At 69.8% G+C, this 12,031-nt stretch carries 15 protein-coding genes and 1 pseudogene; 12 read left to right on the forward strand and 4 right to left on the reverse strand.

Features of this window, described 5'->3' with window-relative positions; translation table 11 throughout:
- Positions 1 to 2 precede the first annotated feature (2 nt).
- The gene (locus tag OG219_RS25775) at positions 3 to 572 is read left to right on the forward strand and encodes a suppressor of fused domain protein (protein ID WP_266830240.1); all 570 of its coding nucleotides are present in this window, start codon (positions 3 to 5) and stop codon (positions 570 to 572) included.
- Positions 573 to 708: 136 nt separating this feature from the next.
- Here the strand turns inward: OG219_RS25775 and OG219_RS25780 are convergent, their stop codons facing one another.
- Positions 709 to 1,467, reverse strand: a complete 759-nt coding sequence (locus tag OG219_RS25780; protein ID WP_266830241.1) for an SLATT domain-containing protein — start codon at positions 1,465 to 1,467, stop codon at positions 709 to 711.
- Positions 1,468 to 1,768: 301 nt separating this feature from the next.
- Between OG219_RS25780 and OG219_RS25785 the strand changes: the two genes are divergently transcribed.
- The 5 genes and pseudogenes from OG219_RS25785 (at position 1,769) to OG219_RS25805 (ending at position 4,130) form a co-directional block, all read left to right on the forward strand.
- The gene (locus OG219_RS25785; protein ID WP_266830242.1) at positions 1,769 to 2,113 is read left to right on the forward strand and encodes a YbaB/EbfC family nucleoid-associated protein; all 345 of its coding nucleotides are present in this window, start codon (positions 1,769 to 1,771) and stop codon (positions 2,111 to 2,113) included.
- A 116-nt stretch (positions 2,114 to 2,229) separates the two neighbouring features.
- Positions 2,230 to 2,829, forward strand: coding sequence for a recombination mediator RecR (recR, locus tag OG219_RS25790; RefSeq protein ID WP_266830243.1), 600 nt, complete (start codon positions 2,230 to 2,232; stop codon positions 2,827 to 2,829).
- Positions 2,822 to 3,481, forward strand: a complete 660-nt coding sequence (locus OG219_RS25795; RefSeq protein ID WP_266457438.1) for a DUF5063 domain-containing protein — start codon at positions 2,822 to 2,824, stop codon at positions 3,479 to 3,481. Before recR ends, OG219_RS25795 begins: the two co-directional genes overlap by 8 nt.
- A gap of 35 nt (positions 3,482 to 3,516) precedes the next feature.
- Positions 3,517 to 3,801, forward strand: a pseudogene (locus OG219_RS25800) (type II toxin-antitoxin system RelE/ParE family toxin); the annotation flags it as partial.
- Positions 3,798 to 4,130 carry a helix-turn-helix domain-containing protein gene (locus OG219_RS25805; RefSeq protein ID WP_266830244.1) on the forward strand — a complete coding sequence of 111 codons (333 nt, stop codon included), beginning with the start codon at positions 3,798 to 3,800 and terminating at the stop codon, positions 4,128 to 4,130. The pseudogene OG219_RS25800 and the gene OG219_RS25805, both read left to right, overlap by 4 nt.
- 208 nt (positions 4,131 to 4,338) lie before the next feature.
- On the opposite strand, the gene OG219_RS25810 is transcribed toward OG219_RS25805, so the two are convergent.
- Positions 4,339 to 5,859 carry a sigma-70 family RNA polymerase sigma factor gene (locus OG219_RS25810; protein ID WP_266830245.1) on the reverse strand — a complete coding sequence of 507 codons (1,521 nt, stop codon included), beginning with the start codon at positions 5,857 to 5,859 and terminating at the stop codon, positions 4,339 to 4,341.
- 130 nt (positions 5,860 to 5,989) lie between these two features.
- Here OG219_RS25810 and OG219_RS25815 point away from each other — a divergent pair, with 130 nt between their 5' ends.
- Positions 5,990 to 6,403 carry an SsgA family sporulation/cell division regulator gene (locus tag OG219_RS25815; RefSeq protein ID WP_266830246.1) on the forward strand — a complete coding sequence of 138 codons (414 nt, stop codon included), beginning with the start codon at positions 5,990 to 5,992 and terminating at the stop codon, positions 6,401 to 6,403.
- A gap of 46 nt (positions 6,404 to 6,449) precedes the next feature.
- On the opposite strand, the gene OG219_RS25820 is transcribed toward OG219_RS25815, so the two are convergent.
- Positions 6,450 to 6,866, reverse strand: coding sequence for a hypothetical protein (locus OG219_RS25820; RefSeq protein WP_266830247.1), 417 nt, complete (start codon positions 6,864 to 6,866; stop codon positions 6,450 to 6,452).
- Between the two features lie 78 nt (positions 6,867 to 6,944).
- Between OG219_RS25820 and OG219_RS25825 the strand changes: the two genes are divergently transcribed.
- Positions 6,945 to 7,757 carry a helix-turn-helix transcriptional regulator gene (locus OG219_RS25825; protein WP_266830248.1) on the forward strand — a complete coding sequence of 271 codons (813 nt, stop codon included), beginning with the start codon at positions 6,945 to 6,947 and terminating at the stop codon, positions 7,755 to 7,757.
- Positions 7,754 to 7,963 (forward strand): DUF397 domain-containing protein, encoded by a 210-nt coding sequence (locus OG219_RS25830; RefSeq protein WP_266830249.1) that lies wholly within the window; start codon positions 7,754 to 7,756, stop codon positions 7,961 to 7,963. Before OG219_RS25825 ends, OG219_RS25830 begins: the two co-directional genes overlap by 4 nt.
- On the opposite strand, the gene OG219_RS25835 is transcribed toward OG219_RS25830, so the two are convergent.
- A complete protein-coding gene (locus OG219_RS25835; RefSeq protein WP_266830250.1) occupies positions 7,932 to 8,666 on the reverse strand; it encodes a sulfite exporter TauE/SafE family protein in 735 nt (244 codons plus the stop codon). The genes OG219_RS25830 and OG219_RS25835 overlap by 32 nt on opposite strands.
- A gap of 98 nt (positions 8,667 to 8,764) precedes the next feature.
- Here OG219_RS25835 and OG219_RS25840 point away from each other — a divergent pair, with 98 nt between their 5' ends.
- The 3 genes from OG219_RS25840 (at position 8,765) to OG219_RS25850 (ending at position 11,949) form a co-directional block, all read left to right on the forward strand.
- Positions 8,765 to 9,232 carry a hypothetical protein gene (locus OG219_RS25840; RefSeq protein WP_266830251.1) on the forward strand — a complete coding sequence of 156 codons (468 nt, stop codon included), beginning with the start codon at positions 8,765 to 8,767 and terminating at the stop codon, positions 9,230 to 9,232.
- On the forward strand, positions 9,229 to 11,325 hold the full coding sequence (locus tag OG219_RS25845; RefSeq protein WP_266830252.1) for a tetratricopeptide repeat protein: 2,097 nt from the start codon (positions 9,229 to 9,231) through the stop codon (positions 11,323 to 11,325). The genes OG219_RS25840 and OG219_RS25845 overlap by 4 nt, the downstream gene beginning before the upstream one ends.
- A gap of 120 nt (positions 11,326 to 11,445) precedes the next feature.
- The gene (locus OG219_RS25850; protein ID WP_266830253.1) at positions 11,446 to 11,949 is read left to right on the forward strand and encodes an SgcJ/EcaC family oxidoreductase; all 504 of its coding nucleotides are present in this window, start codon (positions 11,446 to 11,448) and stop codon (positions 11,947 to 11,949) included.
- The last annotated feature ends 82 nt before the right edge of the window (positions 11,950 to 12,031 follow it).

The raw sequence follows: 12,031 nt of genomic DNA on the forward strand, positions 1-12,031 counted from the left end.
GCATGATCAGTCGCGTGGAGAAGTTTCTTGCCCATCTTGACCGGCTTTCCGGAGGAAGAGAGCCGCGGTTCTTCCCTGTCGAGTCGACCAAACAGGGCCTGCGTGGCGTTACGGAGATCGTGTACGACGACCTGCCGGACGGACTTCTCACGACGTTCACGTACGGCTTGTCGCTGGCGGAGCACCCGGACTGGCAGCACGGCTCGCCGGAACTCTGCCTCAGCGTGAACTCGACCAACGTCATCTGGGCCCACGCGGTCGGCTTCCTGGCGGAGCAACTCCGAGGCACGTGCCCCTTCACCTACAGCAGCACCATCAACTTCGGCGAGCGTGTCGTGCCGGAGTCGGACATGACGGCGTTCTGCGTGTTCGCGCCGATCGTTCTCGACAGAGACGACTACCTGGGCATCGACGTTGGCGTTCCGGGACACGAAGGTCACGACGTGATCAACATCCAGGGGATGTACCCCATCCACGAAGTGGAGCGGCAGTTCATCGACGAGCGTGGACTTGAGGCTTTCTGGAAGAGTGATTGGGATCCCACTGACGTGTTGCGCCGCCCCGCGATCTGACGTGGTGGCCGCGGAGTTTCAGCCCGTCCGGCGTTTGAGGACGAGCCCTTCGGGCGATCGGGGGTCTGGGGGCGGAGCCCCCAGGAGCAAGGGACGGGCAGGGGCGGAGGGGGCGAAAAACTCCACCCCAGCCCCGTTATCGAGGCTCCGGCGGCCGCTGCCGAGGCATGTTCGGCCGAGTCCCCGGCGGCAACGGCAACCGCCCGGGCGAGCCCCCCTCGGAACGAGGCGAACCGCCCACCGCCGACTGGATCCCCATCGGCGCCGACCCCGTACGGAACTCCACCATCCAGTCCGCGGTCTCCGCCCGCACCAACTCCGTCACATCGTCCGAGAACCGCCGCAGCACCCCGAGACACCGCTCGGCGGCCTCACTGGCCGTCCCCTCAGTAGGCCCCAGAACCTCCCGCACACTCTCGGACGCCCAGTCGAACTGGAGCACCTGCAGCCGCCGCTGCACCGCCTGAGCCGTGGCCACGTCCCTTATCCACCCGGACGTAACCCCGAAGAACCGGTCACAGGCGACGCACGCACCCCCGAGCAGCAGCGCCAGATACCCCCAGGGGGCAACCCCGCCGACCACGCCCGTGAGGTCGAGGAGAGGAAGCGCGGCCCCGGCGACGGCCCCCAGCGCCGCCCCGCCCCGCAGCACCCGCGCCGCCCACCGCTTCCGTACCCGGTCCGCGAGATACCAGGAAGCCGTGTCGAGCGCCCCACGCTCCACCCACCGGTACAGCTCGTCGAGCCGCTCCGCGGGCTCCCCCCAGTCCCCGAGCGGAAACGGCCGCCCGGTCAGGTCGCCCTGCCGGGTCCCCGCGGCGCCGTCGTCGCGCCCGCCCGGCCCGCCCCGCCCGTCCTGGGGCGGCCCTTCGGGCTGCATCTCCGGCTGGCTCACCCGGCACTCCCTACTGACGACGGTGATGACGTTGCGTGACGTCCCGTGACGCATGATGCAGGAGCGCCAAGCCCTTCCTACCGCCCAATGGGTGGCGATGGCCCGGATTTCAACGCTTTTACGCCCGGAAGTGGGGCTTGATCAGGTATAGGCTTCCGGACCGCCTCACTCGAAAGAGTGCTTGAGCGATGGACCGGCCGACCACGTAGGCTCGTGCCGAGAGGGGAAATCCCGCTCTCACAGCCGTACTCGAAGCGGTACTGACAACCGCACTCACAGCCGTACGAACCAGGAGCTGATCGTGATTCCCGGTGGTGGCCAGCCCAACATGCAGCAGCTGCTCCAGCAGGCCCAGAAGATGCAGCAGGACCTCGCGAACGCGCAGGAGGAACTCGCGCGCACCGAGGTCGACGGCCAGGCAGGCGGCGGCCTGGTGAAGGCGACGGTGACGGGCTCGGGTGAGCTGCGTGCCCTGGTCATCGACCCGAAGGCGGTGGACCCGGAGGACACCGAGACCCTCGCCGACCTGGTCGTCGCGGCGGTCCAGGCGGCGAACGAGAACGCGCAGGCACTCCAGCAGCAGAAGCTCGGCCCGCTCGCCCAGGGTCTCGGCGGCGGCAGCGGTATCCCCGGCCTGCCGTTCTGAGACACGGGCGTGCCGTTCTGAGACGTGGCCTGCCTTTCTAAGAGGGGCAACGGCCAACTACGGTACGTACGTACCGCCGAAGCACTGAGACATGAGGACCCAGGAAAGGCAGTCCGTTGTACGAAGGCGTGGTCCAGGACCTCATCGACGAGTTGGGGCGGTTGCCCGGCGTCGGTCCCAAGAGCGCGCAGCGGATCGCCTTCCACATCCTCCAGGCCGAGCCGACGGACGTCCGCCGTCTCGCGCAGTGCCTGATGGAGGTCAAGGCGAAGGTCCGCTTCTGTGCGACCTGCGGGAACGTCGCGCAGGAAGAGCTGTGCAACATCTGCCGAGACCCGCGCCGCGACCTGTCGGTCATCTGCGTGGTCGAGGAACCGAAGGACGTCGTGGCGGTCGAGCGCACCCGCGAGTTCCGGGGCAAGTACCACGTCCTGGGCGGCGCGATCAGCCCGATCGAGGGCGTCGGCCCGGACGACCTGCGCATAAGAGAACTCCTGGCCCGTCTCGCCGACGGTGTGGTCACGGAGCTGATCATCGCCACGGACCCGAACCTGGAGGGCGAGGCCACGGCCACGTACCTCGCCCGCATGCTCAAGCCCATGGGCCTCAAGGTCACCCGCCTGGCCAGCGGCCTCCCGGTGGGCGGCGACCTGGAATACGCGGACGAGGTCACGCTCGGTCGCGCCTTCGAGGGGAGACGACTCCTAGATGTCTGACGCCACGCTTCACGCGACCAGCCAGGACCCGGACGACTTCGTGGTCCAGATCGCGGACCAGGTGGAGAGCTTCCTGGTCGCCGTCTCCGAGGTGGCGAAGGGCGACGAGCCGGACTCGGCGGTCCCCTTCCTCCTCCTGGAGGTCTCCCAGCTGCTGCTGGCCGGCGGCCGCCTCGGCGCGCACGAGGACATCCTCCCCGACGAGCGCTACGAGCCCGACCTGGGCCCGGAGCCCGACGTGGACGACATCCGCGAGCGCCTCGCGGTGATGCTGGAGCCGATCGACGTCTACTCCGAGGTCTTCGACCCCTACGAGCCGCGCAAGGCCCCGGTCCCCGCCCGCATCTCCGACGACCTCGCCGACGTCATCGCCGACCTCCGCCACGGCATGGCCCACTACCGCGCCGGCCGCACCACCGAAGCCCTCTGGTGGTGGCAGTTCTCCTACTTCTCCAACTGGGGCTCCACCGCCTCCGCAACCCTCCGCGCCCTCCAGTCCGTGGTGGCCCACGTCCGCCTCAACCAGCCCCTGGAAGAACTCGACGGCCTCGACACCGACCAGGACCTCGGCGAGGACGCCCTCGCGGAGGAAGCGGGCAAGGTCATGGCGGAGGAGATCGCGGGGCCGTTGGGGTTGCGGACGGTCAAGTAACGGCAGGTCGGCGGGGGCGCACGTCCGTGCACCGAATGCTTTCGGAGAGCGGCCCCGCCCTGGGGCGCCCGCTCGTCGACCGGCTTTCCGGCTGCCGTACCCACAACCTCAAAGACCTGCGACCAGGCAGCTCGGGGAGCACCGAGGTCCGGATTCTGTTCGTCTTCGACCCCAAGCGGGAAGCGATTCTGCTGGTGGCCGGAGACAAGTCCGGCCGCTGGAGGGACTGGTATCGCGAGTCGGTCCCCCTTGCCGAGGCCCGCTACGACGAGTACTTGGCCGCCGCGGACGAGGCGGGAGAGGACGGGAAGACCCGATGAGCCAGTACAGCAGCTGGGCAGAGGTCAAACGCCGGATGCGGGAGAACCAGCCCGAGGTGCCCGACGCCGAATGGGAGTCCCGTAAGCAGGCGGCGCGTACGGCGACCGAGGCGCGCGTGGTGGGTCACCATCTCCGCGAGATCCGCGAGGAACAGGGGCTGACGCAGGCTCAGGTGGCTGGGTCGGTGGGGATCTCCCAGGCCCGGGTCTCGCAGATTGAGCGCGGGGAGATCCACAACCTGGAGACGATGCGCACGTATGCGGAGGCGCTCGGAGCCAGGATCACCGTGACGATCGAGTACGGGGACCGGGCGGTCGGGGCGGCCTGACTGTCGCGGATGTCATCTTCCTTCGTACGTCCATGAGTTGGGCGTACAGCGGGGGTGTGGAGCGGGTACTCCGGTCGTGCGAACAGGCGTTGGCCGGCTTTCTCCGGGTACTGGGCGAGGACCACCCGACGACAAAGGCGGTCCGTGTGAATCTGTCCAACGCGCGTGCCCAACAGCCTTGACCGGCCCGCCATCACGTCACCGTCGGTCAGTGCCCGCAGTCGTCTCCGGGGTCCGAGGGTGTCGGCTGTGGGTCGGGATCGGCCGGAGTCGGTTCGGTTGGCTCGTCCGTCGCCGGAGGGGCGGGGGGCTCCTCAACGGGTATGGGATCTGCGGGAGTTGGAGTGACGGGATCCGGGTACGGCTCCGGATCCGGGGTGGGCTCGGGCGTCGGGGGTTCGGCGGCAGGGGGATCTGCCCCGGGGGTTTCCGTCTTCGGCGGGTCGGTGGGCGGGACTTCAGTAACCGGGGTTTCAGCGGCCGGAGTTTCAGTAACCGGGGTCTCGACCTCGGGCGTCTCCTGCGGCTCCTCATCCCCCCGTACTTCCCCCGGCTCTTCCTCCTGTCCGGCCGTGGCAGGAACTGAATCGGCGCTCCCCGTGGGCGCATCGGCGGCCCGCACGAGGACCGAGACGGCACGGCTCGCGGAGACGTCGACGCCGGCCTCACCGGCGGAAGTGCTGTCGGCCTCCTCGGTCGGCCCCTGCGGCGGCGGCTGCACCACCGGCGCTTCCTCCACCGGAACTTGCTGCACAGGCGCCTCGGCCACCGGCAGCCGCTCCGGCGGGACCGGAGAGGAGTCGATCGGGCCGAGAGAGAGGAAGAGCGCGGCGGCGATACCGGCCGCCGTCGCCCCGGCCCCGATCACGGCCGGGACCTTCGAGCCGCCGGTCACGGCATCGCGTACGCCGTGCAGAAGACCGCTCCCGCCGCCCTGCGCGCCCGCCGCGACCACCGTCCCGGCGGTCCCGGCGGCGAACGGCAGGAGGAACTTGCCCGCGCCGCCCAGCACGAAGACGAGCAGGGCCGGACCGACGAGCGCGGGCAGTCGGTTGTTGGCGTGGACCAGGACCGAGAGCCGCTCGCGGCAGTCGTCGCAGGCGTCCACGTGGCCGAGCAGCCGCTCGGACTGCCGCGAGGTCGCGGTACCGCGCACGTAGGCGGGCATGCGCGCCCAGTGGACCTGGCACGCGGGGTCGTCGGGAGCGCCGGTCTGCACCTGCAGGAAGGCCTGCCGCATGCCCTCACGGGCCCGGTGCAGCAATACCGCCGTCGCGCCCTGGTTGGACCCGATCTGCGATCCGACCGCCGCCAGTGGCTGCCCCTCCGCCTCCGCCAGCCACAGCGCCTTCACCCACCGCTCGGGCAACTGCCCCAGCACGCGCACCAGTAGATCGACGGAGGACACCTGCTCGGCCGGGTCGGCCGACGAGTCGTTCTCCCGCTGCGCGCCGATCCCGGCCTGTTCGGGCACCTGCGGATCCCGAGGGGTCTCGCGTACGGCGCCCCCGGCGGCGGTCGCGAGGTGCCGCACCGTCGTCATCAGATACGCCGGTACGTTGTCGATCTCGTGCCCGGCGGAAAGCCGCCGCCACACACGGAAGTGCGCCTCGGCGACAAGATCCTCGGCGGTCCAGGAGTTCCTGGTGAGCGAGCGCGCGTACGCGACGAGGCGCGGTTGCTGTTCCTCGTAGAGCCGGGCGTACGTGGCGGTGGGACCGTCGTTCATGCGAGGAGTTTGCAATCCGAGATGCTCAATGTCTCAACTAATGGCCAAAACGTGCCGTACGTCACGCCAGTCGACCCCAATTGCCTCCCGAAACCGCGTAATCAATGGGCGTCTGTGTGCTCTCAGTAGCATGAACATCACTGTGGAACAGCCCATCGGCGCCCACCTGGTCACTTCCGGCGACCGGGAGCGCGCGGTACCCGCCACCCTCCGCTACACCTCCGTCGACCCACTCGCCGTGCACATCGACTTCCCGGCCCATGTCTCCCTCGACGGCACCGAAGTGACCTGGACCTTCGCCCGCGCGCTCCTGGCGGAGGGCCTCGACACCCCCGCCGGGATCGGCAGCGTGCACATCTGGCCCTGTGGACCACGCCGCACGTTCGTGGAGTTCCGCGTGCCGCAGGGCGTGGCGATGATCTGGTTCGACACGCCCGTCCTGCGCCGCTTCCTGCTGCGCTCGTTCACCGTGGTCGAGCCGGGCGGCGAAGCCGTGGGGGCGGTCCTCGACCAGGGCCTCACGTCTCTGTTCGGTGGAGTCTGAGCCTGTGCGTATCCACGACGAGTCCGGGGAACGCAAGAGCACTGACCTACAGCCCCGACACCCCCAACACCGCCCGCAACCGCCCCGCCTCCACGAACGGCGCCGTAACCGTGGGCTCGCTGTACCACCGCAACGGCCACGTGTTCCCGTCCAGCGCCGGGATCCCGATGTACGTGACCGTACGACTCCCGGCCCCGCCGAACCGCTGCACCCCCAGGGGCCATTCGTGGGTCCTCGCCGTCCCCGGCGCCAGCAGAAAGTACATCCACCGGAAGCCGACCGCCTCGCAGACGACGGGTCCCGCGTCGCCGTCGGCGGCCTCGATGAGCTTGGCGGCGACCTGTTCCCCGCGTACGCCCTGGATACGGACCGCGTCGAAGCAGACGCCGGACACGCGGAGTTGGTGACCGGCGAGGGGGACCCAGTTCGGCCGGTAGTGGGGGATTGCGTTCGTCATGGTCACACGGTGGCGGTCGCGAGGCTACGCTCGGTAGCGACCGAGGAGATACACGCCGGGGTGTATCAGTCGGAGGTGGCCGCTGTGTCAGTCCAGTACAACTCCGCTTCACCGGCGCCGATCAACTGGCGCTACAGCGGCAACCAGTTGAAACGCTGGCGCACGAAGGCGAACGTGACCCGCGAAGAGCTGGCCGCCGCCTCCAATTACTCGCCGGACACCATCAAGTCCATGGAGCAGGGCGTGCGCATGCCGACGCCGCGCGTGCTGGATGCGGCCGATGAGTTGTGCCATGCCGAGGGGTTGCTCAGTGCGGCGAAGGAGTACCTGAAGCGGGAGAAGTTTCCGGCGCGAGCGCAGGACTACATGGAGTACGAGCGCGAGGCGATCAACCTCTGGTGGTACGAAGTCGCCTTGATCCCAGGGCTGTTGCAGACCGAGTCCTACGCGCGGGCTCTGATCGGCAACCACACTCCACCCCTCGACGAGGAGACCGTCGAGGAGCGGGTCATGGCGAGGCTGGAGCGCCAGGGCATCCACACGCGCAAGCCGTTGGCCGCCTGCAGCTATGCGTTGTACGAGGCGGCACTGCGCGGCCCGTACGTGGACAAGGAGCAACTGCTGCACCTCTTGGAGATGGCGAAGGTGCGCAACGTCTCGATCCAGGTGTTGCCCTACGGCAGGGCGATGACCGCTGCGCTCCACGGCCCGATGGTGCTCTTGGAGACCAGGGATCACGAACGCTTCGCCTATACGGAGGCCCCGTCGACAAGTCAGCTGACCTCTGACCCGGCAGTCGTCAGCGCGCAGACCGAGCGGCTTAGCATGATCCGCATGATGGCCCTCGACCCCGACGAGTCGGCCCGCTTCATCGAGCGGATGGTGGATGAGCTATGAACGACGAGCTGAAGTGGTTCAAGTCCAGCTACAGCGACGGCGAGGGCGGTGCCTGCGTCGAAGTCGCCGTCGCTGCACCGAAGATGACGGTCCACGTACGCGACTCAAAGGCCCCCGGGAACCCTGAACTGCACATAGCGGTGGGCGCCTGGTCCGCCTTCACCTCCGCAGTCCCTACATCCCCCACAACCCCTTCCCCAAAGTAGTAAGCCCCCCGACCAGCGCCAGCCCCAGCACCAGCATCCGCGCCCGTTCCTCCGGCACCCGCTGGGCAAGCGCCCTGCCGATCACGCCGCCCGCCACCATCCCCGTAACCGCCAGCCCCCACACCGGCGCGCTGAGCCGGGGCACCCCGTTCGCGGCGACCGAGAACGCGTTCACCACCACCCCGTAGAACATCGCGTTCGGCACGAACTCCCGTACCGTCCAGCCCGCGTTGACCGCGTACAACGACACCGGCGGACCCCCGACCCCCGCCGCCGAGTTCATGAACCCGCCGACGGCTCCCGCGGCCACCGCACCCCCGCCCCCGCGCAGGGCAGGCACCCGGGCGCCCCGCATCACCAGCGTCACGGCGGCCGTCACCAGCGCTCCCATGGCGGCGAGCAGCGCGGGTTCCGGGAGCCGTCGGGCCAGCCAGGTCCCGGCGGGTACGGTGCACGCCGCTGCCACGCACAGCGGCACCATGGCGCGCAGGCGCACCTGGCGCCAGCCGCCCGCGAGGCCGACCACGCTGATCGCCCCGGCCGCGCAGTTGGCGAGTACGACGCCCTGGGCGGGACCGAGCAGCAACACCAGCGCCGGTACGGCGACCAGGGCGAAGCCCATCCCCGTGAGCCACTGGACGGAGGAGCCCAGCAGCACGATTCCGCCCAGCAGCAGACTGTCCGCCCACTCGGCACCTGCCACAGCCGACAACCTCCTCGCATTGGGTCCACGCGATCGACACCCTGGCACGCCATGATGTTCGTATGGGGTCAAAGGCGGTTCTGTGGACAGGAATTGGGTTGTGTGCGGCGGGGGCCGTCGGGCTGGTCGTAGGCGGCCTGCTCGACGTCGACGCGGCGGATCCGTGGGCGAGCGTGGCGGGAGGCGCCGCGGCGCTGATCGGGCTCGCGCTCACGCTGTACGTGCTGGTCACCCAGTCGTCGGCCCCTGCGGAACCCGTGTCCGCCGCGTCCTCGGTGACCGCGAGCGGTGAACGGTCGGTCGCCGCGGGCGGGCACATCGGATCGGTGGCGACAGGCGTCGGCAGCACGGCCACGGCTCCGCCGACGATGCCCGCCTCGACCCCGCCGCCCCCCAGCCGCACCGTCACCGCCTCCGGCGAGCGCTCCATCGCCGCCGGCGGTGACATCGGCAACGCGTCGACCGGCAACGCGTCGACCGGCAACGCGTCGACCGGCAACGCGTCGACCGGCAACGCGTCGCCCGGCAACGCGTCGCCCGGCGACCCATCGACAGGCAACTCATGACCGGCGGCCCGGTGGAGGCCTCCGGGAACCGCTCGGTCGCCGCAGGCGGGAACATCCGGCAGGTGGCGACCGGGGACTTCGCCACGCTGGCCGAGCACGCGACGATGCTGCCGCCGGAGGCGTTCGCGGTGGGGCCCTGCACCTTTCCGGTGCGCAACGTCCCCGACCGCAGCGCGCAGTTCGTCGGACGTGGGCGCGAACTCGCGCTGCTGGACGGGGCGTTCGGCGAACCGGGCGGTGTGGTCGTGCACGCCGTGCACGGGCTGGGCGGGATCGGGAAGTCGACGCTGGCCGCGCACTGGGCGATCGGCCGGGCGGCGGACTTCAACCCGGTCTGGTGGATCACCGCCGAGTCCCGGACCGGCGTGGACGCGGGCCTCGCCGCCCTCGGCCGCGCGCTTCAGCCCGCCCTGGTCGACGTCCTGTCCGAGGACGCCTTCCGCGAACGTACGCTCCAGTGGCTGGCCGCCAACGACGGCTGGCTGCTCGTCCTCGACAACGTCTCCGACCCCGCCGACATCCGGCACCTCCTCGCGCGAGCGCCGGGTGGCCGCTTCCTGATCACCACCCGCCGGGGCGCGACGAGTTGGCGGGGGATCGCGGAGCCGCTGGACCTTGATGTGCTCGAACCGGCGGAGGCCGTCGAGCTGTTCACGAAGGTCTGTCCGGGGCAGAGCGGCGGCGTCGAGGAGTTGTGCCGCGAGTTGGGGTACCTGCCGCTGGCGGTCGACCAGGCCGCCGCGTACTGCCGGGAAGCGGGGATCAGCCCGCGCAAGTACCTGACCCTGCTGGCCAGTTATCCGGCGGACATGCACGCGGCCACGGCGGAAGGCGGCGACGCGGAGCGGACGGTGGCCCGGGTCTGGAGTGTGACGCTGAAGCGGCTCGCCGACACCCCTGCCGCCATGTCCGTCCTTCTGGTCACGGCCTGGTGGGCGTCGGACGGGATTCCCCGGGCGTACCTCGACTCGTTCGGTAGTCCGCCAAAGGTCACCGAGGCGATCCGGCGGCTGGCGGCGCACAGCATGATCACGCTGCACGAGGACACGATCTCGGTGCACCGCCTCGTACAGGCCGTCGCCCGCACACCCGACCGGGATGGTCTGGTGAGGAGCCGGAAACTCGTCGAGACGGGGCACAGGATCGCCGTATCAATACTCGCGGGCGTGCAGGAGGCGGCCGTGGACGTCGGCATAGCGGAGGCCACCAGCCTCGACGGTGTGACGCACATCGAGGCGCTGGCCTCCCGGTCCGCACCGGAGGCGGACACGGAGGACGCCGCGGAACTCTTCAGCGTGGCCGGGATGAAGTGCGCGATGGCCGGTTACGGCGCACGCGCGGTGTCGCTGCTCGAGCGGGCCGTGAACGCCGCCCTGCGCGTCCACGGCCCGGACCACGAGATGACGCTCACGTTCCGGGCCTGGCTGGCCGACTGTTACCAGACCGTGGGGGAGCCGGCTCGGGCTCTCACCTTGATCACCCAGGTGCTGGCCGACTCCGAGCGGGTACTGGGGCCGGATCACCCGCAGACATTCAACGTCCGTGGTACCGCGGCCGGGATGCTGGCAGAGAGCGGCGACCGGGAGCGCGGGCTGACGCTCGCCCGTGAGAACGCCGAGGCCGCGGCGCGGGTGTTGGGCGAGGGGCACCCCGAAACACATAATGCCCGTCTGGTGGTGGAGAGCGTCCAGCTGATGCCGGGCGCGGAAGGGGGCGGGGAAGAGCGCGTTCGCGCCGTCGAGGGCCGACTCGCCCGTGCGATCGCCGACTTGGGGGAGGAGGACCTGACAGTCGGCTCCCTCAGGGTGGAGCTCGCCAACGCGTGGTGGCAGGCCGGTGACTTCGTCGAGGCCGTCCGCGCGATCGAGGAGGCGGACGCCGTGCACCGGAGGATCTTCGGCGACACTCACATGGTCACTCTGTACACCCGCGTTATGCACTCCGTGCTTCTTCGGCGGGCAGGTGACCCGGCCCGCGCCGATGCCCTGGCAGCCCAGGTCACCGCGGACATCGAGCAGTCATACGGTGACTCTCCGCAAGCCCTGCGACTGCTGCATGGTCTCGCCCTGGACGCCGTCGCGGACTCCGACTGATTTGGAAAGACCCTGGCCGTCCCCTGCACGTCCGCTGCACGGCCCTTAACCAGTGCGAAGAGAAAGTGGAACTGCTCCCGCCGCAGAGGAGCAACCCACCTCACCCGCACTGGAGTTGTCATGAAGCGCCAGACCCGTACCCGCGCCGCGATAGCCACCGCAGCCGTCCTCGTCGCGGCGGGCACCGTCACCGCCGGCGTCAGTGCGGCCGGTCCGGAGTCGAAGAGCGGCAAGCCCGCCAAGGCGCAGATCGCCGCCCTCTTCAACGGGTGGAACGCGGCCCTCGCCACCGGCGACGCCGAGACGGTGGCCGACCGGTACGCGAGTGACGCCGTGCTCCTCCCCACCGTCTCCCCGGAGATCCGCACCACGCGCGCCGGGATCGTCGACTACTTCGAGCACTTCCTGCAGAACAAGCCCCAGGGCAAGAAGATCCGCACCGTCGTCAACGTTCTCGACAGCAACTCCGCCATCGACGCGGGCCTGTACGAGTTCACGCTGACCGACCCGGAGACCGGTGAGAAGCGCGAGGTCGAGGCCCGCTACACGTACGAGTACGAGAAGCGCGGCGGCAAGTGGCTGATCGTCAACCACCACTCCTCCGTGCTGCCGGCCGCGGGCTGAACCTCCCCCCGATTCCTCGGCAAACCTTGGCCAGGCGCTGATCGTTTCCAGGGCGGCTCTTTACCTGCGCGAGAGGAAGGTG

It is taken from the genome of Streptomyces sp. NBC_00038 (assembly GCF_026343635.1).
Lineage (GTDB): Bacteria > Actinomycetota > Actinomycetes > Streptomycetales > Streptomycetaceae > Streptomyces.

Bases quoted from the DNA above. Each gene is read 5' to 3' on its own strand.
- OG219_RS25805 (WP_266830244.1), top strand. From the start codon at position 3,798: ATGAGCCAGTACAGCAGCTGGGCAGAGGTCAAACGCCGGATGCGGGAG.
- OG219_RS25830 (WP_266830249.1), top strand. From the start codon at position 7,754: ATGAACGACGAGCTGAAGTGGTTCAAGTCCAGCTACAGCGACGGCGAG.
- OG219_RS25795 (WP_266457438.1), top strand. From the start codon at position 2,822: ATGTCTGACGCCACGCTTCACGCGACCAGCCAGGACCCGGACGACTTC.
- OG219_RS25845 (WP_266830252.1), top strand. From the start codon at position 9,229: ATGACCGGCGGCCCGGTGGAGGCCTCCGGGAACCGCTCGGTCGCCGCA.
- OG219_RS25850 (WP_266830253.1), top strand. From the start codon at position 11,446: ATGAAGCGCCAGACCCGTACCCGCGCCGCGATAGCCACCGCAGCCGTC.
- OG219_RS25815 (WP_266830246.1), top strand. From the start codon at position 5,990: ATGAACATCACTGTGGAACAGCCCATCGGCGCCCACCTGGTCACTTCC.
- OG219_RS25775 (WP_266830240.1), top strand. From the start codon at position 3: ATGATCAGTCGCGTGGAGAAGTTTCTTGCCCATCTTGACCGGCTTTCC.
- OG219_RS25810 (WP_266830245.1), bottom strand. From the start codon at position 5,859: ATGAACGACGGTCCCACCGCCACGTACGCCCGGCTCTACGAGGAACAG.